A 25,466-nucleotide genomic window follows, 5' to 3' on the forward strand; every position below is an offset into this window, starting at 1 on the left:
AAAGTGAGCGCTCACATTCTCACACGCCGCGGGTGGTGCGTGCAACGCGGAGGTGGCCCCGGAGAGGAGCCGCGGAGGCGAGCTCGACGCCGGCCCAGGGACGGCTCAGCGCGGGCTCAGCGCCGGGGCGACGCCGTCGAGCGCCGGACGACCAGCTCGGGCAGCACGGCGTCGACGGTCTCGTCGTCGCCCGCGAGCACGGCCTCGACCGTGTCCATGATGCGGCGGCCGAGCGCCTCGAAGTCCTGCCGGACGGTCGTGAGCGGAGGAAGGAAGTGGGCCGCCTCCGGCACGTCGTCGAAGCCGACGATGCTCACGTCGCGCGGCACCTCGAGGCCGGCGTCGCAGAACGCGTGCACGGCGCCCAGTGCCATCTGGTCGTTGGCGCAGAACACCGCGGTGACGTCACCGCGCTCGGCGAGCTCGAGGCCCAGCCTGTGCCCGGAGGCGGGCGTCCAGTCGCCCCGCAGCAACGGCCCCGCGTCGAGGCCGAGCCGCTCGCACGCGTCCCGCCAGCCGCGCTCGCGGTCGCGCCCGTCCATCCAGGCCTCCGGCCCCGCCACGTGGGCGACGGAACGGTGGCCGAGCGAGGAGAGGTGCTCGACGGCGAGCTCGGCGCCGGCGGCCTGGTCGATCGACACGGCGTGGTGGCCGTCCTCGGCGACGCTGTCGGCGGTGACCAGGGGCACCGCCACCCGGGAGGAGCGCAGCACGTCGAGAGCCTCGGCGTCCGGCGCGATCAGCACGATGGCGGCCACCGCCTGGCCGACGAACGCGTCGACGGCCTGCTGGACGGCCCGGGCGTCGTCGCCGTCGAGGGTGGCCATCGACACCTGGTAGCCGGCGCGGCGAGCGGCGCCGTTGAACCCGTGCATCGTGCTCGACGGGCCGTAGAACGGGAACCCGGTGCTGATCAGGCCGATCGAGCGGGTCTTGCGGCTGGCGAGGGCCCGCGCCGTCAGGCTCGGCCGGTAGCTCAGCTTCTCGACGGCCGCGTCGACCTTCGCCTTCGTCGCCGGGCGCACGGTGGGGTCGCCGTTGACGACGCGCGACACCGTCTGGTGCGAGACGCCGGCCTCGGCCGCGACGTCGAAGAGGGTTGCCACTGTCTGATCCTAAAGGTCGTTCGGTTTGTGCCCCGGGGCGGTGGGCCGGCCCCGGTGCCAGCCGCCCGGGCCGGGCCAGGCCGGCGCCGTCGAGGACTCAGGTGCGGGCGTCGGCTCTGCCCAGGTACGACGGAGGCGCGGTCCCCCCTGGGCCGCGCCTCCTGATCCGTCGACCGACCGACCGGTCGACGAGTCTCGCCGAGCTGAGCTGGTGCTCGCTCGTTCGTTCGCTGCTGCTACTTGGTGCTCGAGCCGGCGCGACGCTTGTTGAAGACGTCGAACGCGACCGCGGCGAGGAGCACGAGCCCCTTGATGAGGGACTGGTACTCGCTGCCGACGCCGAGGATCGACATGCCGTTGTTCAGGATGCCGATGATCAGGCCTCCGACGATGGCGCCGGTGACCGTGCCGATGCCGCCCGTGACCGCCGCGCCGCCGATGAAGACGGCTGCGATGGCGTCGAGCTCGAACCCGTTGCCGGCGCTGCCGCTGGCGAGGTTCAGCTGGCCGGTGAAGACCAGGCCGGCGAGGGCGGAGATGACGCCCATGTTGACGAACAGCAGGAACGTGACGCGCTTCGTCTTGATGCCCGACAGCTCGGCGGCGTGCAGGTTGCCGCCGATGGCGTAGACGTGGCGGCCGAAGACCGAGTTCTTCATGACCGTCGAGTACACGACCACGAGCACGGCGAGGACGACGAGGACGATCGGGGTGCCCGAGTAGCTGGCGAGGAGGAACCCGATGTACATGACGAGGCCGACGGTGAAGACCATCTTCGTGACGAACCACAGGAACGGCTCGTCCTCGAGCTGGTACTTGCGACGCGTGGCACGGCCACGGAGGCCGGTGCCGATCAGGGCCACGGCGGCGATCGCGCCGAGCACGAGCGTCAGCGGCTCGTAGCCGGTCGACCCGAACGTCGGGAGGAACCCGGAGCCGATGTCGCGGAAGCCCTGGGGGAACGGCGAGATCTGCTGCGTCTGCAGGGCGATCTGCGCCGCGCCGCGGAAGGCGAGCATGCCCGCCAGGGTGACGATGAAGGCCGGGATGCCGAAGTAGGCGATCCAGAAGCCCTGCCAGGCGCCGACCAGGCCGCCGAGCACGAGGCAGAGGACGACCGCGACGGGCCAGGGCAGGCCCCACTGCGTGATCATGACGCCGGCCATGGCACCCGTGAAGGCGACGATGGAGCCGACCGAGAGGTCGATGTGGCCGGCGATGATGACCATCACCATGCCGATGGCGAGGATCAGGATGTAGCTGTTCTGCACCACCAGGTTCGACACGTTGATCGGCGCCAGCGTGATGCCGTTCGTCGTGATCTGGAAGAACAGCACGATGACGATCAGCGCGATGAAGAGGCCGATCTGGCGCAGCTGGCCTCCGAGGTACGAGACCGCCCCGACGAGGGGGTTGCCGCCGGAGCCGCTCTGCGGCTGACGGGAGGTGGGCGACCCGCCCGTGGGCTTCGGGTCGGTGGCCTGGGTGGGGCTAGGCGCGCTCATTGACGGGGCTCTCTCGTTCGAGGGTCATGTACTTCAGGAGGAACTCGGGGGTCGCCTCGGCGACGGGCACGTCGGCCGTGATGCGCCCCTCCGAGAGGGTGTAGATGCGGTCGCAGATGCCGAGCAGCTCGGGCAGCTCGCTCGAGATGACGATCACGCCCTTGCCGGCGTCCGCGAGCTGGTTGATGATCGTGTAGATCTCGTACTTGGCGCCGACGTCGATGCCGCGGGTGGGCTCGTCGAGGATCAGCACGTCGGGGTCGGTGTACATCCACTTCGACAGCACGACCTTCTGCTGGTTGCCGCCGGAGAGCTTGCCCGTCAGGGCGGCCACGTTCGGCGCCTTGATGTTCATGCTCTTGCGGTAGCCCTCGGCGACCGTGCTCTCTTCCGAGCTGTTCACGAAGCCGGCCTTCGCCAGCTTGCGGAGGGCCGAGCCCGAGACGTTGCGCGTGATGTCGTCGATCAGGTTGAGGCCGTACTTCTTGCGGTCCTCGGTCGCGTAGGCGATGCCGGCGTCGATGGCCTTGCTCACCGTGCTCGTGTCGATCTTCTGGCCCCGCTTGTAGACGGTGCCCGAGATGCCCGTGCCGTAGCTCTTGCCGAAGACGCTCATCGCGAGCTCGGTGCGCCCGGCGCCCATCAGGCCCGCGATGCCGACGATCTCGCCGGCCGCCACGGTGAGGTTCGCCTGGTGGATGATCTCGCGGCTCGCGTCGAGCGGGTGGTGGACGGTCCAGTCCTCGATGCGGAGCAGCTCCTCGCCGATCGTCGACTCGTGCGACGGGTAGCGGCTCTCGAGGTCGCGGCCGACCATGCCCTTGATGATCCGGTCCTCGGTGACCTCGCCCGCGTGCATGTCGAGGGTCTCGATCGTCTTGCCGTCACGGATGATGGTGACCTTGTCGGCGATCGACTTGATCTCGTTCAGCTTGTGGCTGATGATGATCGACGTGATGCCCTGCCCCTGCAGGCTCTTGATCAGGTCGAGCAGGTGGGCGGAGTCGTCGTCGTTCAGGGCGGCGGTCGGCTCGTCGAGGATGAGCAGCTTCACGCGCTTCGACAGCGCCTTCGCGATCTCGACCAGCTGCTGCTTGCCGACGCCGATGTCGGTCACCTTCGTGACGGGGTTGTCGCGCAGGCCGACGCGGGCCAGGAGGCCGGCGGCGTCGAGGTTCGTCTTGTTCCAGTCGATGAAGCCGCCCTTGGACTGCTCGTTGCCGAGGAAGATGTTCTCGGCGATCGACAGGAACGGGCTGAGCGCCAGTTCTTGGTGGATGATCACGACGCCCGCGGCCTCGGAGTCGTTGATGTTCTTGAAGTCGACGGGCTGGCCGTCGAGCAGGATCTGGCCGTCGAACGAGCCCGACGGGTAGACCCCCGACAGCACCTTCATCAGCGTCGACTTGCCGGCGCCGTTCTCGCCGCAGATCGCGTGGACCTGGCCGCGCTCGACCTCCAGCGTGACGTCCTGCAGGGCCTTGACGCCGGGGAACGTCTTCGTGATGTCGCGCATCTCGAGGATCGTGTTCGCCACGTGTTCCTTCTTTCGTGCATGGGGTGGGGCGGAGCTGTGGGGCGCAGGAGGTGCGGAGCGGGTGCACCGCACCTCCTGCGCCCCGGGGAGGGGAGACCTACTTGAGGTCGTCCTCGGTGTAGTAGCCGCTGTCGATCAGGACCTCTTTGTAGTTGTCCTTGGTGACGGTGACGGGCTGGAACAGGTACGTCGGGACGACCTTGACCTTGTTGTCGTACGTCTTGTCGTCGTTCGTCTCGGGCGTCTTGCCGTTGAGGATGTCGTCGGCCATCACGACGGACTGGTCAGCGAGCTGACGGGTGTCCTTGTAGATGGTCGAGTACTGCTGGCCGGCGATGATCGACTTGACTGAGGCGGCCTCGGCGTCCTGGCCGGTGACGATCGGAAGAGCGTCGTCGGAGTAGCCGGCACCCTCGAGCGCCGAGATGATGCCGATCGAGATGCCGTCGTAGGGCGAGAGCACGCCGTCGAGCTTGGTGCCGCCCGAGTAGGTCGACGCGACCAGGTTCTGCATGCGGGCCTTGGCGGTCGCGGGGTCCCACTGCTGCGTGGCGGCCTGCGTGAACTGGTCCTGGCCGGAGCCGATGGTCAGCGAGCCGTCCTCGATGTAGGGCTTGAGGGTGTCCATCGCGCCGTTGAAGAAGAAGGTCGCGTTGTTGTCGTCGGGGCTGCCGGCGAAGACCTCGATGGTCTTGGGCTCGGCGCCGTCGACCTTCTTGCCGTCGGCGTCGACGAGGCCGAGGCCCGTCAGGAGGCTGGTGCCCTGGTCGACGCCCACCTTGTAGTTGTCGAACGACACGTAGTAGTCGACGTTCTCGTTGCCCGTCAGGAGGCGGTCGTACGAGATGACCTTGATGCCGGCCTTGGCGGCCGAGTCGAGCTGGTCGCTGAGCGAGCCGCCGTCGATCGAGGCGACGATGAGGACCTTCGCGCCCTTGGTGATCATGTTGCTGACCTGCTGGACCTGCTGCGGGATCTTGTTGTCGGCGTACTCGAGGTCGACCTTGTAGCCCTTGTCCTCGAGCGCGCTCTTGACGGCGTCGCCGTCCTTGATCCAGCGCTCGGAGACCTTCGTGGGCATCGCGACGCCGACGAGGGCGCCCGAGTTGTCTCCGCCGCTGTCGCCGCTGCTGCCGCTGTCGCCGCCGCGACCGCCGCCGGCGCAGCCGGCGAGGGAGACGGCGAGACCTGCGGCGACGATGCCGACGAGGAGCTTCTTCTTGTTCACGGGGATTCCTTCGTGTCCGTGTCATCTCGACGGCGTCGTCGATGACGGATGGTGTGCTGCGTGGGTGGTGCAGGGATCGGCGGGGCCGGGCGGCGGGACGTCGCGGGACCGGGCCGGGGGCGGCGGGTCGCGACCGGGGTCGCGTCGAGCCGGCCGGCGCACGGGGAGGTGCACCGGAGCTGGGGGGCCTAGGCGGGGGCGGAGGCGCGGAGGGCCGAGGCGGCGGCGACGCGAGCGGCCGGCGCAGGTGCCGAGGAGGCGGCGCGAGCGGCCGAGGAGTCGGCTGCGGCCCGGCCCGGGGCCGAGGCGGCGGGGGCGGTGCGAGCGGTGCGGTTCACAGGTGACCTCTTCGTCAGGTGGTGTGTCGCTGGTGCGCGGGACGGTGCGGGGGGTGTGGCAGGTGGTGCTGGGCGGCGCCGATGTCGGGGCCGTGCGTCGCCGGTGCGGCTGCTGTGCCGACCCGACGAAGCGGATGTGACCGTTTCATGTGAGCGCTCACATCTGTGGTCCGGGGCAACTATGAGGCAGGCCGGGACCGATGTCAAGTCGCGCGCTCGGGGGCCAGGGTTCACACGCCGGATACACGCCGTTCACGGGCCTGAGCGGAACGCGGGGCACGATGTGCGCATGATCACCGTCACGGCCACCGTCCACACCGCGCACGACAGCGCCGGGTTGTTCTGGCTGTCGCGGCGGCTCCTGGCGGAGCACACGACGGCGCGCGTCGACGAGGGGCAGTACCTCGTGCAGCTCGCCGACGCGGGGACGGTGCTGCTCACCGAGCTGCCCGAGATGCTGCGCTTCGACGTCGTGGTGCGCGACGAGCTCGCCGCCCGCCGCACCCGGCGCGCCCTCGACGCCGTGCTCGCCCGGTCGTCGTTCGGCGCCGTCTCGGCGGTCACCTGGCAGGCCGCCCCGCTCGGGGCGGAGCCGATCGGCGCGTAGGCGCCCCGGCCTGAGCCGGGCGCGACACGGCCTGCTCGGCCTGGCCGCGCCTCCTGCGAGGCCCCGTCGCGCCTCCTGCGGAGCCGGGTCAGGCCATCGCGGCGATGGTCCACGACGCGGTGTGCGACTCCCCCGGCGCGAGGCGGACGAGGTCGACGCCGCTCGTGAAGGCGTCGGGCGGGCAGGTCATCGGCTCGACGGCGAGGCCGAGGCGGTCGAGCTCGGGCTCGGGGCGGTCGCCCGTGTGCACCTGGACCCAGGGCAGCTCGGAGACGGCCCACGACATCGCGACGCCGCGGCCGTCGCGGGCGACGACCTCGACCGTGGCGCGGCCCTCGGCGTCCGCGTCGATCTCGGTGAAGGCGTGGTCGACGAACAGGTCGCCGACGGGGCGGGCCTCGCGGAAGTCGAAGCCCTCGCGCTCGGTGACGCCGTGCACGCCGGTGGGGACGAGGCGCTCCTCGGTGACCTCGAGGTAGCTCGCCGCGGGGAGCAGCAACGACCAGTCGTCGACCCGGCCCTCGCCGGCGACGAGGTACGGGTGCGGCGCGACGCCGTACGGAGCCGTGCCCTGCCCGACGTTCGTCGCCGTGACGGTGGTGACGAGGCCGGCGTCGCCGAGCTCGTACACGGCCCGGAGCTCGAGGCGGTAGGGGTAGCCGTCGCTCGGCGCGAGCTGGGTCACGAGGGAGGTGCGGTGCGCGTCGGCCTCGTCGGCCGGGTCGGACGCCCAGTCCGCCCACTGGACCAGCCCGTGCAGCGCGTGGCCCCGCTCGATCTCGTTGAGGGGCAGCTGGCGCTCGACCCCGTCGTCGTCCCACGAGCCGTCGACGACCCGGTTGGGCCACGGGGCGAGCAGCGCGCCACGGTACAGCGGACGCACCTCGTCGACGCCGAACGGGACGACGAGGTCGCGACCGTCGTGCGTCAGCGAACGCAGCGTGGCACCGACCCCGGCGATCTCGGCCCGGTACGGGCCGTGCTCGAGCACCGTTCGGATGCCGCTGACGGGCACGGCGGCAGGCGTCGACGGGTCGGTGACGGCGGTGGTGGTGGTGGTCTCAGGCACGGGCGGCTCCTCCGAAGACGGTGTGGTCGAGGTGCGCGTTGCGGAACCGGCCCTCGGGGTCGACGGCGGCGGCGTGGGCCGCGAAGTCGTCGAGTCGAGGGTAGCGACGACGCAGCACCCCGTGGTCGAGGCCGGCCACCTTGCCCCAGTGGGGGCGGGCGTCGAACGGGGCCAGCGCCTCCTCGACGCTCGGGAGCACCGCGAGCACCGCCTCCGTGTCGCGCCGCCAGGTGAAGTGGAACGCGATGCTGTCGCGGCCGCCGCTCGGGCTGAGCCAGGCGTCGTCGGCAGCGACGCTGCGGATCTCGCTGACGAAGATCACGTCGGCCAGGCTCTCGCCGATCGCTCGGAGAGCCTCGACGGCGGCCGGGGCGTGCTCGGCGGGGACGAGGTACTCGCTCTGGATCTCCTCCCCCGCGCTCGGCGTGAACTCGGCGCGGAAGTGCGGCAGCCGGTCGAGCCACGGGCCGGGGACGCCGAGCTGCGGGGTGACGGCGTCGGCCGCCGTGTCGGGCAGCATGTGCACGGCCTCGGAGGCGGGGCGGGCGCCGAGCGCGACGAGGTCGAGCGGCGTCACGAGCGGGGCGTCGCCGACCCGCGCCTTCGCCCACACCTGGCCGACGACGTCGCCGGTCCACCGCGTGAAGAGGCTGACGCTGTAGGCGTGCGCCATCAGTGCGTCGAAGTTCCCGAGGGCCGCCTCCCACGGGAGGTCGTGGTGGACGGTCTGCACGACGTCGAAGGTCGGCACGGTGTCGAGCACCAGCGCGGTGACGATCCCGAGGGCGCCGAGACCCACGACGGAGGCGCCGAACGCGTCGTCGCCCCGGCGGACGACGTCGAGCGAGCCGTCGGCCCGCACGATCTCGACCGCGGCGACGCTCGCCGAGAGCGCGGGGTTGCGCACCCCGGAGCCGTGCGTGCCGGTCTGGACGGCGCCGGCCACGCTGATGTGCGGCAGCGACGCGAGGTTCGGCAGGGCTCGGCCCCGGGCCTGCAGCTCGCGGGCGAGGACGGCGTGCGTCGTGCCGGCCCCGACGCGGACCGTGCCCGCGGCCTGGTCGAGCTCGATCGGCAGCCCGAGCGCCTCGGTCGAGACGAGCACCCCGTCGGTGTCGGCCACCCGGTTGAACGAGTGCCGCGAGCCGATGGCCTTGACCCGGCGGCTGGAGGCGACCACGTCGCGCAGCTCGTCGACCGAGGTGGGGGTGCGCAGGTCGGTCGTCGAGTACTCGACGTTCTCGGCCCAGTTGTGCATGAGACTCCTTCGACTCGGTGGCGTCGTCCAGTCTAGTGAGCGCTCACTCGGCGCGGGCCGAGTCGGTGCCGGTGCCGTGTCCCCCTCACTGGGGACCGCCGACCCCCCGGACCGGGGCCGCGTCCCCCGTTGTCCCCCGGGCCAGGACGCGGTTCGCTGGGTACAGGCCCCGGGAGACCGCCGCCGACCGACCACGACCCAGGGGAACACCACGATGGACTCGACCGCACACGGCACCGACGCCGTCCGCGCCTCCGCTCCGCAGCAGCTCCGCCACGACCGCCGGGTGCGCCCCGAACGCGTCGTCCGGCTGCGCCGTGCGCCCTCGTTCTTCCTCACCTGGCTCGACGTCCCGAACGACGGCAGCGACCCGGCCCTGCCGCTCGGCGCCTGCCTCGTGCTCCGCCGCGTCGGCGGCCAGACCCCCCGCGACGTCGTCGTCGAGCTGCCCGGCGGCGTCGCCCGCCGATCCGACGCCCTGCGTCGCCGCTCGGCGATGGGCGTCGCGACGCCGATCGAGATCGGCGCCCTCGCCGAGCTCGGCACCGTCTTCGTCGAGTGGACCTCGTCGGACGGCGTCCGTCGCACCACCTGGCTGCGCGTGCCCTCGGTGCCCGCGCGCTACCGCGTCCGCCGCACCGCCTAGACAGCACTCACGGTGTCCGGGCGACGCGCCGCCCAGCGCCGGTACGCCGCCGCCGGGTGCGACGCCGGGAGGCGCGGCCCGCCCCCCGTGTACCGCTCGCGCAGCGTCTCGCCCGGCACGTACGCCTCGCGCACGCGGCCGCGACGGCGCAGCTCGGGCACGACCAGCTCGACGAAGTCGCGCAGCGTGTCGTACGAGTGGTACTGCCGCAGGTTGATGCCGTCGATCCCCTCCTCGTCGAGCCAGCGCTCGATCTCGTCGGCGACGACCGTCGGCGTCCCGGCGACGAAGAACGCGCCGCCCCAGGCCTCGTCCACGCTCGCGATCAGCTCGCCGACCGTGATGTCGAGAGGCAAGGAGGCGGCCCCCGGGTGCTCGAGGCGCCCCTCGGCCACGAGGGCCTCGCGGACGGTCGTCGCGGGGTCGTGCGACGGCGCGTCGAAGGGGACGCTGCGGTGCACGAGCGCGCCCTGCTCGCTGACGAACGACCGGTAGAGGGCCAGCTTCTCGGCCACCGCCTCCTCGGTCGCGGCCGTGATGACCCCGGCCTGGACGATGAAGCGGACGTCGCCGGCAGCCCGGCCCGCCTCGACGGCTGCGGCCCGGGTGGCCTCGGCCACGCGGGCCACCGCACGCCCGCCGGTGAAGACGACCTCGGCGTTGCGGGCGGCCTGCTCCACGCCCGTCGGCGACGCGGTCGCGAGGAACAGCACCGGGGTGCGCTGGGGCGACGGCTCGCTGAGGTGCGGCCCGACGACCTTGTAGAAGCGGCCGTCGTGGTCGATCGGGTGGACCTTCGACGGGTCGGTGTACACGCCCGAGCCGGGCGCGAGGCCGTCGGCGGTCGGGTCGGCGACGACGGCGTCGTCCTCCCACGAGCCCTCCCAGAGCTTGTAGAGCACGTCCAGGTACTCGGCCGCCCGGGCGTAGCGCTCCTCCTTCGGGATCTGGTCGTCGAGCCCGAAGTTGCGCGCGGCCGACGGCAGGTACGAGGTGACGACGTTCCAGCCGACGCGGCCCCCCGTCAGGTGGTCGAGCGTCGACATGCGGCGCGCGAAGGCGAAGGGAGGCTCGTAGCTCGTCGACGCGGTGACGCCGAAGCCGAGGTGCTCGGTCACCGCGGCCATCGCCGGGACGACGAGCATCGGGTCGTTCGCGGGCGCCTGGATCCCCTCGAGCAGGGCCGGCGCCGGGCTGTCGCGGTAGACGTCGTAGGTGCCGAGCACGTCGGCGAGGAACACGGCGTCGAAGCCGCCCTGCTCGGCCAGCCGCGCGAGCTCGGTCCAGTAGCGGATGTCGGTGTACTCGCGACGGTGGTTGCCGGGCAGCCGCCAGAGGCCGTGCGTGATGTGGCCGACGCAGTTCATCTCGAAGAGGTTGAGGATCAGCTTCTTCTTCGCTGCGGGCGGGGCTGCGGAGTCGGGTGCTGGGACAGTGGGCCCGGTGGGTGCGGTCGTCGGGGCGGTCTCGGGCGTCGGGGCGGTCTCGTCGGTCACCCGGTCGACACTGCCACAGGCCGGAGGCGCGGACCGAGCCCGTGACGCCCCGCGACGCGTGGTACCGCGGTACCACCACGCCGGCACCCTGCTCCGACGAGGGCGGCCACGGCTCTCCGTAGCGTCGTGACCATGATCGAAGCCAGCCACCTCACCAAGCGCCACGGCGCCTCCCTCGCGGTCGACGACGTCTCGTTCACCGTCGCTCCGGGGGCCGTCACCGGGTTCCTCGGGCCGAACGGCGCCGGCAAGTCGACCACCATGCGCATGATCGTCGGGCTCGACCGGCCGACGTCGGGCACGGTCACCGTGAACGGGAACCACTACGCCGACAGCCCGGCGCCCCTGCAGGAGGTGGGGGTCCTGCTCGACGCCGGAGCCGTCCACCCCGGGCGCACGGCCCGCGACCACCTCCGCACCGTCGCCCGGACGCACGGCATCCCCGAGCGCCGCGTCGACGAGGTCATCGGCCTCGCCGGCCTCGAGTCCGTCGCCCGGCGACGCGCCGGCACCTTCTCGCTCGGCATGGGCCAGCGGCTCGGCATCGCGACCGCCCTGCTCGGCGATCCCGACACGCTCGTGCTCGACGAGCCCGTCAACGGACTCGACCCCGAGGGCGTCATCTGGGTGCGGCAGCTCTGCCGCTCCCTCGCCGCCGAGGGCCGGGCCGTGCTGCTCTCCAGCCACCTGATGAGCGAGATGGCGCAGACGGCCGACCGCCTCGTCGTGCTGGGCCGGGGCCGGGTCATCGCCGACGCCTCCGTCGCCGACGTGCTCGCCGGCCAGGGAGGCGGCACGGTCGCCGTCCGGACCGACTCGGCCGAGCGCCTCGAGGCCCTCCTGCGACCGCTCGGCGGCACCGTGACGCGCCTCGCCGCGGACCGGCTCGAGGTCGTGGGGCTCACCGCGGAGCAGATCGCCCGGGCGGCCTCGCCGGCCGGCGTGCTGCTGCTCGAGCTGACGCCCACGCAGACGTCGCTGGAGGACGCCTTCTTCGGCCTGACCGACGACTCGGTCGAGTACCGGTCCGGGTCGAGGACTCAGGCGTGATCGCCGGGGGCGCCTCGGGGACCGGGGCTGCCGGGGCCTCGTGACCGGCGCCTCCTGAGTCCTCGACGGGACTGAGCCCCGCTGCTCCGCTGCCCCGCTGCTCCGACCTGCGGCTGCTCCGTGCCCGCTCCTCCTCGTCCTCTCCTCCTCCCCCTTCTCTTCCTCCCTCCTCGCACTTCCTCCCGATCGGAGACACCTCGTGACCACCACCGCACCCCTGCTCAGCCCGCTCGAGCGCGCACCGCGCCTGACCTTCGCCCGCGTCGCCTGGTCGGAGCGGACCAAGCTGACGAGCGTCCGCTCGACCTGGCTGATCGCGGCGCTGACCGTCGTCCTGTCCGCCGCGGCGAGCGCCGCCGTCGCCCTCACCGACGCCTCCGACCCTGCCGGCGCGCTGGCGGGCGGGGTGGCGACCACCCTCCGCACGATGGCGCCGGCGACGACGGTCGGCGAGCTCTTCGTCGCCGTGCTCGTCGTGCTCTTCGTCACCCAGGAGTTCGCGACCGGCCAGAAGCGGACCACCTACTCCGCCGTGCCCCGGCGGCTGCCCGTGCTCGCGGCGAAGACCCTCGTCGCGGCAGGGGCCGCCGTCGTGCTCTCGGTGGCCTCGTCGGTCGCGGCGTGGGCCGCGTCGAGCGTGCTGCTCTGGAGCACGGGCCTGCGCACCTCGCTCGTCGACCCCGCCGTGCTCCAGGCGGTCGGCGCCGCGGCGGCGTGGCTGGCCGTGCTCACCGTGTTCACCGTGATGGTCGCCACCCTCGTCCGGAGCTCGGCCGGGGCGATCGCCATCGTCCTCGGTGTGCTGCTCGTGCTGCCCGTCGCGGTGATCCTGCTGACCGCCGGCCAGGGATCCGACTGGTCCGTCCTGCTCCTCACGTACGCTGAGACGACCATGAGCCAGCTCTTCTCCGGCACCGAGCCCGTCGCCGACCTGGGCCGCGACGTGGGCGTGCTCGCCGCCTGGCTCGTCGTGCCGACCGCGGCCGCGGCGTGGGCCACCGCGCGACGCGACGTCTGAGATGCGCGTCCGCCGCGCCTCCTCGTCCGGGTCGGCCCCGAGGCCGCCCCGCGCCGGGGTCGGAGGAGCCCACGCCGGCGGCCTGCCGGACGGGGGCTCCGACGCGGGGCCGCCGCGGCCCCCGGGGCTGATCCGACGACGCATCGCGGAGCACCCGCTGGCCGCCGACGTCGTGCTCGCCCTCACGGCGGGCGCCGTGGCGTTCATCAGCGGCACCGCCAAGATCGACACGTGGGTCGTGGTGCTGCCAGCCCCGTGGCCCTGGTACGTGCTCTGGGCGGTCTCCTACGCGAGCCTCCTGCTGCGCCGCAGGGCGCCCGTCGTCGTGACGGCCGTCGCCCTGGTCTCCCTCGTCGCACAGAACGCCCTCGACCAGATCAGCCTGCCGTGGGCGCTGCTGATCGGGCTCTACTCGGTGGCGGTCCAGCGCGGGGCGCGGTGGGCCTGGGTCTCCTCGGCCGCCGTCGTGGGGTCGCTCGCTCTCGCGGGGACGGTCGTCCCGAGCGTCGAGGCCCCCCTGGTGGCGGCCTTCGGCATCGTCGTGGTCGTGCTCGTCGGGCTCAACGTGCGGAGTCGACGCCAGTACCTCGCCGCCCTGATCGACCGGGCCGCACAGCTCGAACGCGACCGTGACCAGGAGGCGCGCCTCGCCGCGGGCGCAGAGCGCGCGCGGATCGCCCGCGAGCTCCACGACGTCGTCGCCCACGGCATGTCCGTGATGATCAGCCTCTCCGACGGGGCCGACGCCGTCGCCGAGGTCGACCCGGCGCGCAGCCGCGACGCCGTGCGGCAGATCGGCGTCGTCGGACGGGAGGCGCTGGCCGACATGCGCCGACTGCTCGGCGTGCTGCACGACGACGCCGACGACGCGGCGCTCGCTCCCCAGCCGGGGCTCGACGGGCTCGACGACCTCGTCGAGACCTACCGCACGGCCGGCCTGCCCGTCGCGCTCACCCGCGTGGGCGAGCTGCCGACGGCTCCTGCCCTGCAGGTGGTCCTGTACAGGACGGTGCAGGAGGGGCTGACGAACTCCCTGAGGTACGCCGAGCGGCCGACGCGGGTCGCGGTGGTCCTGCGCGGTGCCGAGGGGCGGGGCGACGGACGGGGCGACGACGACGGCCGCGGCAGCGGGGACGTCGCCGCGCCCGGTCTCGGGCCCGGGCCCGCGCTCGGCGGGGTCACCGTCGAGGTCGTCGACGACGGCGCGGGCACCGCCCCTGCCGCCTCGGTCGGGACGGAGCGCGGGCTCGTCGGGCTCCGCGAGCGCGCCGCCCTGTACGGGGGAACCCTCGAGGCCGGCCCGCGCCCGGAGCTGGGCGGGCGCGGGTGGCGGCTGCGGCTCGCCCTGCCGGGACCCGGCGGCGGCGCCGGTGGCCAGTCGTCACCCGGGGCGAGCGCCCAGCCCCGCCCCGAGCCGCACGCTCGGCCCGCCGCGCGCGCGACCTCGACCTCGACCCCTACTTCGCCCGACGCCGACCAGCTGTCCGAGGAGGCACCGTGACCGACATCACCGTCATGCTCGTCGACGACCAGGACCTGCTCCGCGCCGGCATGGCCATGGTGCTCGGCGCCCAGCCTGGCCTCCGGATCGTGGGCGAGGCCGCCGACGGCCTCTCCGCGGTCGAGCGCGACGCGGAGCTGCGGCCGGACGTCGTCCTGATGGACGTCCGCATGCCCGCCCTCGACGGGATCGAGTCCACCCGCCGCATCGTCGCGGCGCGCCCGGAGGCGCGCGTGCTCGTGCTGACGACGTTCGACCTCGACGAGTACGCCTTCGGCGGCCTGAACGCGGGCGCGAGCGGCTTCCTCCTCAAGGACGCTCCCCCGGCCGAGCTGGTCGCCGCGATCCGCACCGTGGCGGCGGGCGACGCCATCGTGTCGCCGCGCGTCACCCGCGCGATGATCGACCTGTACCGGGGGCGGCTGCCCGATCCTGCGGGCGTGCGTCGCGCCTCCTCGATCGACCTGCTCTCCGAGCGCGAGCGCGAGGTGCTCGTCGCCATCGGACGGGGGCTCAGCAACTCGGAGATCGCCCGGGAGCTCTTCCTCTCCGAGTCGACCGTCAAGACGCACGTCGGACGGGTGCTGGCCAAGCTCGACGTGCGCGACCGGGTGCACGCGGTGATCTTCGCCTACGAGAACGGGCTCGCCGGGGGCTGACCCCGCGCCGCGGGCGTCCTTCGCGCTCCACTGTGTCGAGCGATCAGGAGGCGGCGACGCCGAGGACGCGCGTGCCACCGGTCTGAGCCCGTCGAGGACGTCGACGCCTGAGTCCTCGACACGAGGGCCGCCCCGCTCGACCGTGTCGACCGTGTCGACCGCGTCGACCGCGTCGATCCTTCAGGAGAGGACGCCGTGCGCGTCGTGCGCGCCGCCGATCGGGCACGCTCGAGGGCGCCGCTGCCTGAGTCCTCGACACGGCAACCGTGCCGCGGTGGCGCCGAGCACGGGAGGCGACGGCAGGCGACCGACGGACCCCGACCGGGGCTAGTTGCTCCGACGCCCGCCGCGCACCGCGGGCCCGGTCGGCACCGAGCCCGTGCGGGCCTGCACGGTCGCGATGGACGCCGTCACGACCGACACGGACGAGGTGATGGTGCGGAGGCTCGACGTCGACAGGGTCGACTGCGTGTGTCCCGAGACCGGGAAGCCCCGGCGGCCGAGGACGACGACCACGAGGCTCGCCCCGACCACGACCGCGGCGACGAACGGCAGCGCGCCGAGGCCGAGCCCGGCCGTGCTGAACACCTGTGCTCCGAGCGCGGCCCCGCCCGCGATGCCGACGTTGGAGCCTGCGTTGACGAGAGCTCCGGCGATGTCCGGGCTGACGCCTCCGGTGCGGATCGCCGCCGCCATGAACAAGGTCCCGGTGGTGCCGTTCGCCGCGACCCAGAGCCCGGCGACCACGAAGGTGCCGACGAGCGAGCCGTGGACGAGGGGCAGGGCGGCGAGGGCCAGGGCCATGACGGCCACGGCGGCGATGAGCGTCTGTCGCGGCGCCCGGTCGACGAAGGCCCCGGCGGTGAGCAGCCCCACGATGCCCGTGACGCCGAGCACGAGGAGGGCCGGTGCGACCGCGTCGTCGCCTAGTCCCGCCGTCATCAGGTACGGGCCGACGTAGGTGTAGACGACGTAGTGCCCGGCGAACAGGAGGAGGTCGGCGACGACGACGGCGAGCAGACCGGAACGAGTCCAGGCCGCGACCGAGCCGAGGTGCGGCGACGACTCGCCCCGGACCGCGGGCAGGAACGCCAGCGCCACGACGGCGAGGACGGCGGAGGCGACCGCCACGGCGAAGACCGCGGAGCGCCAGCCGAGGTGGTCGCCGACGGCCGTGGCCAGGGGCACGCCGAGCACGAACCCGAGCGAGCTGCCCGAGTAGACGAACGCGATGGCGCGGCCCGCGAGCCGGGGCGGGACGATGCGCGTGGCGTACGCCGAGGCCACCGAGAAGAAGAGGGCGTGGGCGACGCCGCCCACGACGCGTCCCACGCAGACCGTCTCGAAGTTCGGGGCGAGCGCCACGATCAGGTTCGACGCGGTGTAGCCGCCGAGGGTCGCGACGAGGACGGCCTTCCGCGGCACGCGCGCCGTCGCCCACGTCAGCGGCAGCGCGAGCAGGGCGACCGCGAGGGCGTAGACCGTGATGACGACGCCCATGCGGGACTCGGTGACCCCGAGGTCCTCGCTCATCGTCGACAGCAGGCCCACGGGCATCAGCTCGGTCGTGATCGCGAAGAAGGTGGCCAGCCCGAGCACGGCGATGCCGACGATCGCCGACGGGGTGAGGACGTGCGGCGTGCCGTCGTGGCCGTGGGTCGGACGGGGGCCGGGGGTGTCGATGCCGCTCACCCGCATGGAGCCCGTGTAGGTCGAGGTCGGGGTCGGGCTCTGCGTGTCGGGCTCGGGGGCGAGGGCCACGGAGCCGGTGCGGGTGTCGTCGGGACGCGGGGAGTTCTGGGGCACGGTCAGGCCTTCCTGGACGGGCCGGCCGGGCGCGCACGACGATCAGCTCGTCGAGGGACCACTCAGCCGACAGGACCCGGCGTGATGACGCGGGCGGTGTCGGGAGGCGGAGCGCGCACGTCGCGGCGGAGGGGCGGGCGTTCGGGGATGGGCCACTCCACGACGAGGGCGTCCGTCCAGTGTCGCACGGCCCCCCGGCCCCTCCGCAAGATCCAGAACGACATTCGGTTTTGCGGCCGGCGCAGCACCGTCGCCGCCCTGGTCGACAGGTCGCCGCCCCGCTGTGACAGCCTCAGGAGGCGCGGCGAGCGCCCAGCGCCGCCTCCAGCAGGTCGGTGAGCACGGTGCCGCGCGACCCCGCGTCCTCCGGGTGCCACTGGACGCACCAGACGGGCGCCTCCTCGTGCTCGACCGCCTCGATCGTGCCGTCGTCGGCGCGGGCGACGACCCTGAGGCCCGGGGCGACCCGGCCGACGGCCTGGTGGTGCGAGCTCCGTACGTCGAGCTCCGTCGCGCCGAGCGCCCTCGCCAGCTCGCTGCCGGGCTCGACGAGCACGCGGTGGTCGACCATGCTGTCGGCGGTGTCGCCCCCGACGTGTCCGCCGTCGTGGAGGTGCTGCACCAGGTCGCCGCCGAGGGCGACGTTGACGAGCTGCATGCCCCGGCAGATGCCGACGAGCGGGGTGCGTTCGTCGACGGCGCGACGGACGATCGCGACCTGGGCCCGGTCCGCCGCGGGGAACGTCTGGCCGAGGTGCGGCTCGCGGGGGTCGCCGCCGTAGAACGACGGGTCGACGTCCTCTCCCCCGGTGACGATGACCGCGTCCGCCGCCGCCAGGCGCTCGTCGAGCTCGGCCTGGGGCGTCTGCGCCGCCGGCACGCGGTCGACGACGAAGCCGACGGAGGTCGCCGCCGCGACGACGCTGGCGGTGAGGCGCTGAAGCTCGGCCTCGAAGGCGGGGTCGTCGCGTCCGCCGTCGGCGACGTCGACGACGAGCAGGACGGGCGTCGACGCAGGGTCGCGTCGAGGACTCAGGTCGGACATGCCGCCATCGTGCCAGGCGCCTGCCGACGAGGCCGGTCGCGACGCGCACGCCTGAGTCCTCGACGCCGCGGCGCGGACAGGAGCCGCACGGGCCGGCACGGCACGCCCGCGCGCACTGCCCGGCCCGCGCGCACTGCCCGGCCCGAGCGCACTGCCCGGCCCGAGCGCACTGCCTCGCCCGAGCGCACTGCCCGGCCCGTGCGCACGCCGGGCTACTACCGTCGACCACACGCGTGCCGGCCCTGATCCGTGCAGCAGAGAGGGATGTCATGTTCGAAGCGGAGAACCTGCGCGACTGGATCGGCCTGCCGGTCGTCGACCCGAGCGGCGACAAGATCGGACAGCTCGAGAGCGTCTACTTCGACACGTCGTCGGACAGCCCGTCCTTCGCGACGGTCCAGACCGGCCTCGTGGGCAAGAAGCTCATCTTCGTGCCCCTCGACGGCGCGGTCGTCGCCCCGAAGCACCTCAAGGTCCAGTTCGACAAGAAGCTCGTCAAGGACGCGCCGTCCATCGACACCGACGGCGAGCTCGAGGCCTCGCAGGAGGCGGACGTCTTCGCCCACTACGGCCTCCCCTACGCGCTGGGCGCCGGCGGAGAGCGCCGGCTCGGCCGCCGCTGACGCAGGCTGCGGGACACGAGGAGGCGCGGTGCGACAGGCACCGCGCCTCCTGTCGTCCCCGACGTCGCGGTCCGCAGCCCGATGATCCGGGCCCGCGCCCCGTCATCCGGGTCACAGGCCACTGACCCGAGTGCGTGGCCTGGCTAGGCCAGCACTCCGAGGTGCTCGAGCAGGATGCTCGTGCCGATGAGGATCAGGACGACGCCGCCCGCGATCTCGGCCGGCTTGCCGAAGCGCGCTCCGACGCGGTGGCCGACGAGCACGCCGACGAAGGTGAGGACGGTCGTCGTCACGCCGATCAGGAGCACGGCCCAGCCGATGGACACCGGCAGGAACGCGAGGGTCACGCCGACGGCGAGGGCGTCGATGCTCGTGGCCACCGCGAGCAGCAGCAGTTCGCGGGTGGAGATCCGGTCGACGTCCTCGTCGTCGTCCGCGCCCTTCGTGAAGGCCTCCCAGAGCATCTTCGCGCCGATGAGGGCGAGGAGCCCGAAGGCGATCCAGTGGTCGAAGTCGGCGATGTAGCTCGCGAAGGCGGTGCCGAGCAGCCAGCCCGCGAGGGGCATCGCCGCCTGGAAGAGACCGAACGTCACGGCGATGACCGCGGCCCCGCGCACCGAGAACTGGCGCATGTGAAGGCCCTTGCCAAGCGCGACGGCGAAGGCGTCGGCAGAGACGCCGAGGGCGATGAAGAGGAGGGCCCAGAAGCTCACGACGGGTCCTTTCGGTGGCGGCGACGGCGGGCGTCGTCGCCCCGGAACCTGTCGATCTTGGCACGCCGGAGGCGGCCGTGACGCCAGAAAAGACCTGATCAAACAACTTCGGGACGCCGAATTCGGGGTGTCGGGCGACCGCGTGGGAAAGCGGGCGAGACCGCGAGGGTCTCGCCCGCCTCCTGCTGGCTCGTCGCGCCCGCGACGACGCTCGCGAGGAGTCGACTACGCGGCGTCGCTGCGCGTCGACGCCACGACCGCGGACACGACCTCGGCGAGCTTCGCGACGACCTCGGCGTCGTCCTTGGGGTGCACCTCGGCGAAGCGGACGACCGAGCCGGGGATGGCCAGGGTCACGTCCTCGAGGACCTTCGCACCGGCGATGCCGAACGACTTGCGGGTCTCGTCCTGCGCCCACACGCCGCCGAACTGGCCGAACGCGCTGCCGATGACCGCGACCGGCTTGCCCGAGATCTGGCTCTCGCCGTAGGGACGCGAGGCCCAGTCGATCGCGTTCTTGAGGACGGCCGGGATGGTGCCGTTGTGCTCGGGCGTGACGACGAGCAGGGCGTCGGCGCCGCTGAGGGCGCTGCGGAACGCCACGGCCGCCTCCGGACGGGCACCGTCCACGTCGATGTCCTCGTTGTAGAACGGCAGGTGCGCGATGCCGTCGTAGACGCTCAGGGTGACGCCCTCAGGGGCGTTCAGCACCGCGGTCTCGGCGATCTGCTTGTTGGTGGATCCGGCGCGCAGGCTGCCGACGAGGACGAGGACGGTGGTCATGGGGTCTCCTTGGTGAAGGGGTGCGGTGGGTGCAGCGGGTAGGTGACGCGTCATGCACGTGCACGGAGGACGACCTGCAGGAGGCACGGGATATTCCCGGGTACCGCTGCGGGACGCGGCCCGGCCCTCGCCGCGCGCATCGTCGCGGGGGTGCCGCGCGCCGCCTCCATCCAGGCAGCGCGCGTCGTCGCGGGGCCGCCGCACGCCTCCTCGGCTCAGGCAGGGCGGCGGATCGTGCTCACGACGTCGACCAGGCTGGGCCGCGCGGGCGCCGAGCCGAACCCGAAGCGCACGGGCGGCGACAGCGGCGCGATCGAGCCGAGGTCGACGCCGTCGCGGACGGCCGTGACGGCGGCGAGGTCGCGCACCAGCGTGACGCCGTAGTACTCGCGGCGGCCTCCGCCCGCGGTGCCGGCCGTGCGGGCGCCGCGGACGAGCACGCGGGCGACGGGGTCGACGAGGGTGAGCCACGCCGGCCGGGTCGCGAGGCCGCGCGGGATCAGCCGCAGCTGCACGCCGAGCCACGAGATCGGCCCGACGGCGAGCGTCACCTCGAGGTCGCCCGCCGTCACGGCGATGCCGCCGTCGACCCGGCGCCGGGCGACCGGGACGACCCGCACCTCGTCGAACGAGTAGGTCGACGAGACGTACTCGGCGACCTCGTCCGACGGCGCCAGCAGGAGGCGGTGGCCAGCCGAGTCCTCGATCATCACGTCGGCGAAGCGGCCGAGCGGCGACTCGTCCCACATGCCGATGACGACACGGGTCCCGGAGGCCGTGCCGAAGCCCGCGATGCGGCCGCGGAAACGGTCGTCGGGGGCGCGCGGCGGGCGGTGCCGGCCGAGAGCGGGCAGAACGGGACGGGGACGGCGCATGGGGGCGACGGTACGCGGACCGAGACGTCGAGCATTCAGGCGGCTGGGGCCGGACGGCCCGTGCTCACCTGCACGCCGACGCCGTCGACGTGTCCGCCTCCTGATCCCTCGACGGGGTCGCTCCCGGCGGGGCGGCAGGCCGCGGGCCCGCGGCCCTGCGAGCAGGGGTCAGTACCCGGCGTCGACGTCCACGACGCCGACGGGCTGTCCGCCGTCGGCGAGCGCCCGGATGTTCTCCTCGACCCGGGCCTGGAACAGCGGCTCGGTCATCGCGTTCGTGTTCGCCTGGTGCGGGGTGATCAGCGCCCGAGGCTCGTCCCAGAGAGGGTGCCCGCCGGGCAACGGCTCGGGGTCGACCACGTCGAGGCCGGCTCCGCCGATCTCGCCCGCGGCGAGCGCCGCCACCAGCGCGTCGGTGTCGACGAGGGGCCCTCGGGCGATGTTCACGAGCACGGCGGTCGGCTTCATGGCCTCGAGCTCGGCCCGGCCCACGATCTTGGCCGTGCCGTCGGTGAGGGCCGCCGCGACCACGACGACGTCCATGTCGGGCAGCACCTCGGCGAGACGCTCGGACGTGATGGTGCGCACGGCACCCGGGACCTCGCGAGGCGTCCGCACGACCATCGTCACCTCGACGTCGAACACCCCCAGGAGCCGCAGCAGCTCGGTGCCGATGCCGCCCGCCCCGATGATCAGCACACGCGCCCCGTTCAGCGAGATGCCGCGCTGCTCCTGCTCCCAGGAGACCGCACGGGCTCGGAGGGGCAGCGAACGCAGCGTCGCCAGGGTCAGGGCGAGCGCGTGCTCGGCCACCGGCGCGCTGTAGGCCCCCTTCGCGCTGGTGAAGACGAGCCCGTCCCGGCGGGTGGCCCTCATCGTCTTGACGTACGAGTCCACGCCCGCGCTCGGCAGCTGCACGACCGAGACGGCGGGGTGCTCGTCGATCGCCCGACGGAGCTCGGCCTGGTCGATGCGACCGCCGACCACGATCATCCGTGTCTCGTCGCCGAGCGCGACCGCCCTGGCGCCGGTCGCCTCGACGGCGCGCATCGCAGGGTCGACGCCCCAGGCGTCGCCGCCCCCTGCGGACGAGTCACGGGCGGGGAGGACGGTCACGGCGATGTCGGTCATCGACCCAACCTACCGATGTGCCGGGGAGGCGCCCGGGGCCGGGCGGGGCAGGGCAGCGCAGGCACGGCGGCGCCAGCGGGCGCACAGCCGTCGAGGACTCAGGCGACGACGACGACGCACCGGCCTCGGGGCCGGCCCTGCGACGCCGACCGCCTCGGGTGCCTGAGTCCTCGACGCGACCGGGCCCGCGCCTCCTCGTCTCAGCCCTTGACCGCCCCCGAGGTCAGCCCGGAGACGATCGAGCGGCGGAAGATCAGCACCAGGATCACGATGGGCACGGTCGCCGAGACCGACGCCGCGAAGATCGCGCCGTACGGCACGGTGAACTGCGTGCCGAAGAGCGCGATGCCGACCGGGATCGTGCGGAACGACGTCTCGCTGTTGAAGGTGAGCGCCATGAGGAACTCGCTCCACGAGGCGGTGAAGGTGAAGACGCCGACCGTGAAGAGGCCCGGCTTCGACATGGGCAGGATGACGGAGAACACGGTGCGGAGGGGCGAGGCGCCGTCGATCTCGCTCGCCTCCTCGATGGTGGTGGGGATGCCGGCGAGGTAGTTGCGCATGATCCAGATGGCGAACGGCAGGTTGAACGCGACATACGGGATGATCAGGCCGGGGTAGCTGTTGAGCAGGCCGAGCTGCCGCTCGATCAGGTAGATCGGCGTCAGGACCGCGATCGCGGGGAACACGGACAGCATCAGGAGGGTCGTCATGATCGTGGTGCCGCCCTTGAGCTTGCGGCCGGTGAGCGCGTAGCCCGCGAAGAGCGCGAGCCCGAGGACGAGCACCGTGGTGCTGACGGCCACGATCACGCTGTTGAGCATGTAGACCGCGAGGTCGTTCGAGACGAACGCGGTGACGTAGTTCTCGAGCGTCCAGGTCTGGGGGACGACCGTGGGAGGCGACGCCGCGACCTCGGGAGCCGTCTTGAACGACGACACCACGAGCCAGTAGAGCGGGATCGCCGTCACGAGGGCGATGAGCACGCCGCCGATGTTGACCACGTTGACCCAGCGGCGCCAGCCGCGGCGGATCTTGGTGCGAGCCATCAGTCGACTCCCTTCGCCTGGTTGCGGAACGCCCTGAGGAACAGCAAGCAGCCGAGGCCGACGATCAGGGCGGTCGACGTGGCGATCGCGGCTCCCGGGCCGATGTTGATGTCCTGGAAGAGCACCTTGTAGCCCATGATCGCGAGGGTCTGGGTCGAGGTGCCGGGGCCTCCCTGGGTGAGGACGAACGGCAGGTCGAAGACGCCGAACGCCTGCAGCACGCGGAACAGGACGGCGATCGTGAACGTCGGCAGCAGCTGCGGCATCACGACGCGCCAGAAGGTCGACCACGCGCTCGAGCCGTCGAGCTCGGCGGCCTCGTACTGCTCGTCGGGGATCATCACGAGCCCCGCGAGCAGGATGATCGCCACGAACGGGGTGGTCTTCCAGATGTCGGCGACCATGAGGGCGGCCGCGGCGCTGACCGGTTCGCCGAGGATCACGGGCGGGCTGTCCGTGACCAGGGCGATCCCCCACGTGGCGATGCCGTAGGTCGAGTCGTAGATGTACTTCCAGAGCTGCGCGGAGACGATGGTGACGAGCGACCACGGGATCAGCAGCAGGGCGAGCATCCAGCCCCGCGTCACGCCGAGCCGCTCGAGCACGAGTGCCGACAGCATGCCGAGCACGAGCTCGATCGTCACCGTGACGACCGTGTAGAGGAGCGTGAAGCCGAGGGCGCGGTACCAGTCCTGGCTCTGCAGCAGGGCGCCGTAGTTGGCGAGCGTGTACTCCTCGACCTGGAACCCGTCGTAGTCGATCGTGACCCGCGCGAAGCTGAGCACGACCGAGTAGATTACCGGGAACACGGTCACCAGCAGGATGACGAGCAGGGCCGGGCTGGCGAAGAGCCACGCGGCACGGTTGCGGGTGCGCGCCAGCGAGGTGCGCGCTGAGCGTTCAGGCGTCGGCGGCCCCGTGGTCGTCGAGAGGGCGGTGTCCTGGCGGGGCGTCGTCGTCTCCTCCTGAACGCTCATCACAGGGCCTGCCCGGCGAGCGCCACGTCCATCTGCCGCTGCATCCGGCTCGTGCCCGTCTCGACGGCCGACTGCCCGGCGGCGATCGAGTTCGCGTTGACGTAGATGCCCTGCGAGACCTTCGGGTAGAAGGCGGTCGCGGTCGGCCTCGGCACGAGCGTGTAGTCGGCCGCGATCTCGTACTGCGGCTTGGCCGCGGCCTTCGCGTCGGGGCTCGTCAGCGACGCGGTCCGCGCCGGGATCACGCCGCCCTCGCGCACGATCAGCTGTTGCGCGTCCTCGTCGGCCAGCCACCGCGCCCACGCCAGGGCCGCGGCCGGCTTCGCGGTGTGCGGGTTGATGTAGCTGCCCCAGCCGCCGATCGTCGTGTGCGTCTCGTCCGTGCCGTCGAACCCGGGCCGCGACCGGATGCCGATCTTGCCCGCGACGCTCGAGGCGTCGGGGCTGTTCGCGGTGTCGTACGCGTACGACCAGTTGCGGAGGAACGCCGCCCGCCCCGTCGTGAAGGCGTCCAGGCTCGCCTGCTCGATGTACGTCAAGGAGGCGCGGGGCGTCACGCCCTCGGAGACCAGCGAGGCCATGAACTCCAGCCCGCGTCGCGCCTCCGAGCTCGTCGCCGTGGACTCGGTCACGTCCTCGTCGGTGAAGCGGCCGCCGGCGTCGGCCACGAACTCGACCGCGTTGCACGTCATGCCCTCGTAGACGTTGCCCTGGAAGACGAAGCCGTAGTCGACGTCGCCCGTGTCGATCAGCGCCTTGCTCGTCTCGACCACCTCCTCCCACGACCCCGGCACCTGGAAGCCGTGCTTGTCGAGGAGGTCCTGCCGGTAGACCAGGAACGAGTTGTCGATGTAGACGGGGAACATGTAGTACTCGCCGTCGACGCTCGCGGCGGAGCGGAGGCCCTCGGGGTACTGGTCCCAGAAGTCGTCCGGGACGAGCGTGCTGAGGGGCGTGGCGAGGGAGTTCTCGGCGAACTGGCCGGGCCAGGCGATGTCGCCGTGGATGACGTCGGGGCTCTGCGAGCCGGCCGCGATCTGGGTGGTCAGGGTCGTGCGGTTCGTGTCGGTGTCGGCAGGCGCCGCGACGAGGTTGATCCGAACGTTCGGGTACTGCTTGTTGAACTCCTCGATCAAGCGAGGGCGGAGGTCGCCGCCCTCGTTGGTGGCGATGTTGGCGCTCCACCAGTCGATCGTGACGGGCTCGTCGCCCACCTCGGTCGGCCAGTCGCCGATCTCGGTCCGCTCGGCGCGGGGTGCGCAGCCCGCGAGCGCCGCGACTCCTGCCAGTCCCGCCGCCCCCGCGAGCAGCCCCCTGCGGTCGATCTGCATGCGTCCTCCTCGACGTGTCGATCGTGCGCGACGGCCGCTGGTCTCCCGTGACCGCGCCCTTCCACCCTAGGAACCGGCTCGACGGGGAGTCAAGGGCGCCGAGAGCGCCGAGGGC

General features: G+C 72.7%; 24 protein-coding genes. 7 read left to right on the plus strand and 17 right to left on the minus strand.

Annotation, left to right across the window (positions count from 1 at the left end; translation table 11 throughout):
* Window positions 1-116: 116 nt before the first annotated feature.
* From IFT77_RS05670 to IFT77_RS05690, 5 genes are all read right to left on the minus strand, one after another.
* Complete coding sequence (locus tag IFT77_RS05670; protein ID WP_192042732.1) at window positions 117-1,106, minus strand: LacI family DNA-binding transcriptional regulator; 990 nt, start codon at window positions 1,104-1,106, stop codon at window positions 117-119.
* 236 nt (window positions 1,107-1,342) lie between these two features.
* A complete protein-coding gene (gene mmsB / locus IFT77_RS05675) occupies window positions 1,343-2,611 on the minus strand; it encodes a multiple monosaccharide ABC transporter permease (protein WP_192042731.1) in 1,269 nt (422 codons plus the stop codon).
* Window positions 2,598-4,148, minus strand: coding sequence for a multiple monosaccharide ABC transporter ATP-binding protein (gene mmsA, locus IFT77_RS05680; protein ID WP_192042730.1), 1,551 nt, complete (start codon window positions 4,146-4,148; stop codon window positions 2,598-2,600). The genes mmsB and mmsA overlap by 14 nt, the downstream gene beginning before the upstream one ends.
* A 97-nt stretch (window positions 4,149-4,245) precedes the next feature.
* Window positions 4,246-5,376, minus strand: coding sequence for a multiple monosaccharide ABC transporter substrate-binding protein (chvE, locus tag IFT77_RS05685; protein ID WP_192042729.1), 1,131 nt, complete (start codon window positions 5,374-5,376; stop codon window positions 4,246-4,248).
* 188 nt (window positions 5,377-5,564) lie between these two features.
* Window positions 5,565-5,714, minus strand: a complete 150-nt coding sequence (locus IFT77_RS05690) for a hypothetical protein (RefSeq protein ID WP_192169401.1) — start codon at window positions 5,712-5,714, stop codon at window positions 5,565-5,567.
* Between the two features lie 289 nt (window positions 5,715-6,003).
* On the opposite strand from IFT77_RS05690, the gene IFT77_RS05695 reads away from it, so the two are divergent.
* Window positions 6,004-6,321, plus strand: coding sequence for a hypothetical protein (locus tag IFT77_RS05695; protein WP_192169402.1), 318 nt, complete (start codon window positions 6,004-6,006; stop codon window positions 6,319-6,321).
* A gap of 88 nt (window positions 6,322-6,409) precedes the next feature.
* On the opposite strand, the gene IFT77_RS05700 is transcribed toward IFT77_RS05695, so the two are convergent.
* Together IFT77_RS05700 and IFT77_RS05705 are read right to left on the minus strand one after the other, a co-directional pair.
* Window positions 6,410-7,390, minus strand: a complete 981-nt coding sequence (locus tag IFT77_RS05700; RefSeq protein ID WP_371740944.1) for an aldose 1-epimerase family protein — start codon at window positions 7,388-7,390, stop codon at window positions 6,410-6,412.
* Window positions 7,383-8,648 (minus strand): FAD-binding protein, encoded by a 1,266-nt coding sequence (locus IFT77_RS05705; RefSeq protein ID WP_192169403.1) that lies wholly within the window; start codon window positions 8,646-8,648, stop codon window positions 7,383-7,385. Before IFT77_RS05705 ends, IFT77_RS05700 begins: the two co-directional genes overlap by 8 nt.
* Window positions 8,649-8,862: 214 nt before the next feature.
* Here IFT77_RS05705 and IFT77_RS05710 point away from each other — a divergent pair, with 214 nt between their 5' ends.
* Window positions 8,863-9,294 carry a hypothetical protein gene (locus tag IFT77_RS05710; protein ID WP_192042725.1) on the plus strand — a complete coding sequence of 144 codons (432 nt, stop codon included), beginning with the start codon at window positions 8,863-8,865 and terminating at the stop codon, window positions 9,292-9,294.
* On the opposite strand, the gene IFT77_RS05715 is transcribed toward IFT77_RS05710, so the two are convergent.
* A complete protein-coding gene (locus tag IFT77_RS05715; protein ID WP_371740945.1) occupies window positions 9,291-10,790 on the minus strand; it encodes an NtaA/DmoA family FMN-dependent monooxygenase in 1,500 nt (499 codons plus the stop codon). The two genes, IFT77_RS05710 and IFT77_RS05715, sit on opposite strands and share 4 nt — an antisense overlap.
* 132 nt (window positions 10,791-10,922) lie before the next feature.
* Between IFT77_RS05715 and IFT77_RS05720 the strand changes: the two genes are divergently transcribed.
* The 4 genes from IFT77_RS05720 to IFT77_RS05735 all read left to right on the plus strand — a co-directional run bounded on the left by IFT77_RS05720 (window position 10,923) and on the right by IFT77_RS05735 (window position 15,018).
* The gene (locus IFT77_RS05720) at window positions 10,923-11,840 is read left to right on the plus strand and encodes an ABC transporter ATP-binding protein (protein ID WP_192042724.1); all 918 of its coding nucleotides are present in this window, start codon (window positions 10,923-10,925) and stop codon (window positions 11,838-11,840) included.
* Between the two features lie 199 nt (window positions 11,841-12,039).
* Window positions 12,040-12,858, plus strand: coding sequence for a hypothetical protein (locus IFT77_RS05725; RefSeq protein WP_192169404.1), 819 nt, complete (start codon window positions 12,040-12,042; stop codon window positions 12,856-12,858).
* Between the two features lies 1 nt (window position 12,859).
* Window positions 12,860-14,359 carry a sensor histidine kinase gene (locus IFT77_RS05730; RefSeq protein WP_192169405.1) on the plus strand — a complete coding sequence of 500 codons (1,500 nt, stop codon included), beginning with the start codon at window positions 12,860-12,862 and terminating at the stop codon, window positions 14,357-14,359.
* Window positions 14,356-15,018, plus strand: a complete 663-nt coding sequence (locus tag IFT77_RS05735) for a response regulator (RefSeq protein WP_371740946.1) — start codon at window positions 14,356-14,358, stop codon at window positions 15,016-15,018. The genes IFT77_RS05730 and IFT77_RS05735 overlap by 4 nt, the downstream gene beginning before the upstream one ends.
* 327 nt (window positions 15,019-15,345) lie before the next feature.
* Here the strand turns inward: IFT77_RS05735 and IFT77_RS05740 are convergent, their stop codons facing one another.
* The gene (locus tag IFT77_RS05740; RefSeq protein WP_192169406.1) at window positions 15,346-16,824 is read right to left on the minus strand and encodes an MFS transporter; all 1,479 of its coding nucleotides are present in this window, start codon (window positions 16,822-16,824) and stop codon (window positions 15,346-15,348) included.
* A gap of 292 nt (window positions 16,825-17,116) precedes the next feature.
* A complete protein-coding gene (locus tag IFT77_RS05745; protein WP_192042720.1) occupies window positions 17,117-17,869 on the minus strand; it encodes a gamma-glutamyl-gamma-aminobutyrate hydrolase family protein in 753 nt (250 codons plus the stop codon).
* A gap of 269 nt (window positions 17,870-18,138) precedes the next feature.
* On the opposite strand from IFT77_RS05745, the gene IFT77_RS05750 reads away from it, so the two are divergent.
* The gene (locus tag IFT77_RS05750; protein ID WP_192042719.1) at window positions 18,139-18,492 is read left to right on the plus strand and encodes a PRC-barrel domain-containing protein; all 354 of its coding nucleotides are present in this window, start codon (window positions 18,139-18,141) and stop codon (window positions 18,490-18,492) included.
* Between the two features lie 143 nt (window positions 18,493-18,635).
* Here IFT77_RS05750 and IFT77_RS05755 read toward each other — a convergent pair whose 3' ends face one another.
* The 7 genes from IFT77_RS05755 to IFT77_RS05785 form a co-directional block, all read right to left on the minus strand.
* Window positions 18,636-19,205: a manganese efflux pump gene (locus tag IFT77_RS05755; RefSeq protein WP_192042718.1), complete on the minus strand. Its 570-nt coding sequence runs from the start codon at window positions 19,203-19,205 to the stop codon at window positions 18,636-18,638.
* A gap of 225 nt (window positions 19,206-19,430) precedes the next feature.
* Window positions 19,431-19,988 carry an NAD(P)H-dependent oxidoreductase gene (locus IFT77_RS05760; protein WP_192042717.1) on the minus strand — a complete coding sequence of 186 codons (558 nt, stop codon included), beginning with the start codon at window positions 19,986-19,988 and terminating at the stop codon, window positions 19,431-19,433.
* Between the two features lie 215 nt (window positions 19,989-20,203).
* Complete coding sequence (locus tag IFT77_RS05765) at window positions 20,204-20,863, minus strand: hypothetical protein (RefSeq protein WP_244638391.1); 660 nt, start codon at window positions 20,861-20,863, stop codon at window positions 20,204-20,206.
* Between the two features lie 168 nt (window positions 20,864-21,031).
* The gene (locus tag IFT77_RS05770) at window positions 21,032-21,994 is read right to left on the minus strand and encodes a D-isomer specific 2-hydroxyacid dehydrogenase family protein (protein WP_244638392.1); all 963 of its coding nucleotides are present in this window, start codon (window positions 21,992-21,994) and stop codon (window positions 21,032-21,034) included.
* A gap of 200 nt (window positions 21,995-22,194) precedes the next feature.
* Window positions 22,195-23,043: a carbohydrate ABC transporter permease gene (locus IFT77_RS05775; protein WP_123546807.1), complete on the minus strand. Its 849-nt coding sequence runs from the start codon at window positions 23,041-23,043 to the stop codon at window positions 22,195-22,197.
* Window positions 23,043-24,020 carry a carbohydrate ABC transporter permease gene (locus IFT77_RS05780; RefSeq protein WP_192169407.1) on the minus strand — a complete coding sequence of 326 codons (978 nt, stop codon included), beginning with the start codon at window positions 24,018-24,020 and terminating at the stop codon, window positions 23,043-23,045. Before IFT77_RS05780 ends, IFT77_RS05775 begins: the two co-directional genes overlap by 1 nt.
* Entirely contained in the window at window positions 24,020-25,351 is a 1,332-nt protein-coding gene (locus IFT77_RS05785; RefSeq protein ID WP_133737953.1) for an extracellular solute-binding protein, read from the minus strand. Before IFT77_RS05785 ends, IFT77_RS05780 begins: the two co-directional genes overlap by 1 nt.
* Between the last annotated feature and the right edge of the window lie 115 nt (window positions 25,352-25,466).

The organism is Frigoribacterium sp. CFBP 13729, from assembly GCF_014841875.1.
Lineage (GTDB): Bacteria > Actinomycetota > Actinomycetes > Actinomycetales > Microbacteriaceae > Frigoribacterium.

Coding starts and splice junctions, on each gene's coding strand:
- IFT77_RS05770 (WP_244638392.1), bottom strand. CDS start 21,994: ATGACCGACATCGCCGTGACCGTCCTCCCCGCCCGTGACTCGTCCGCA.
- IFT77_RS05720 (WP_192042724.1), top strand. CDS start 10,923: ATGATCGAAGCCAGCCACCTCACCAAGCGCCACGGCGCCTCCCTCGCG.
- IFT77_RS05780 (WP_192169407.1), bottom strand. CDS start 24,020: ATGAGCGTTCAGGAGGAGACGACGACGCCCCGCCAGGACACCGCCCTC.
- IFT77_RS05730 (WP_192169405.1), top strand. CDS start 12,860: ATGCGCGTCCGCCGCGCCTCCTCGTCCGGGTCGGCCCCGAGGCCGCCC.
- IFT77_RS05765 (WP_244638391.1), bottom strand. CDS start 20,863: ATGCGCCGTCCCCGTCCCGTTCTGCCCGCTCTCGGCCGGCACCGCCCG.
- IFT77_RS05705 (WP_192169403.1), bottom strand. CDS start 8,648: ATGCACAACTGGGCCGAGAACGTCGAGTACTCGACGACCGACCTGCGC.
- IFT77_RS05750 (WP_192042719.1), top strand. CDS start 18,139: ATGTTCGAAGCGGAGAACCTGCGCGACTGGATCGGCCTGCCGGTCGTC.
- IFT77_RS05785 (WP_133737953.1), bottom strand. CDS start 25,351: ATGCAGATCGACCGCAGGGGGCTGCTCGCGGGGGCGGCGGGACTGGCA.
- mmsB (WP_192042731.1), bottom strand. CDS start 2,611: ATGAGCGCGCCTAGCCCCACCCAGGCCACCGACCCGAAGCCCACGGGC.
- IFT77_RS05775 (WP_123546807.1), bottom strand. CDS start 23,043: ATGGCTCGCACCAAGATCCGCCGCGGCTGGCGCCGCTGGGTCAACGTG.
- IFT77_RS05745 (WP_192042720.1), bottom strand. CDS start 17,869: ATGTCCGACCTGAGTCCTCGACGCGACCCTGCGTCGACGCCCGTCCTG.
- IFT77_RS05710 (WP_192042725.1), top strand. CDS start 8,863: ATGGACTCGACCGCACACGGCACCGACGCCGTCCGCGCCTCCGCTCCG.
- IFT77_RS05760 (WP_192042717.1), bottom strand. CDS start 19,988: ATGACCACCGTCCTCGTCCTCGTCGGCAGCCTGCGCGCCGGATCCACC.
- IFT77_RS05695 (WP_192169402.1), top strand. CDS start 6,004: ATGATCACCGTCACGGCCACCGTCCACACCGCGCACGACAGCGCCGGG.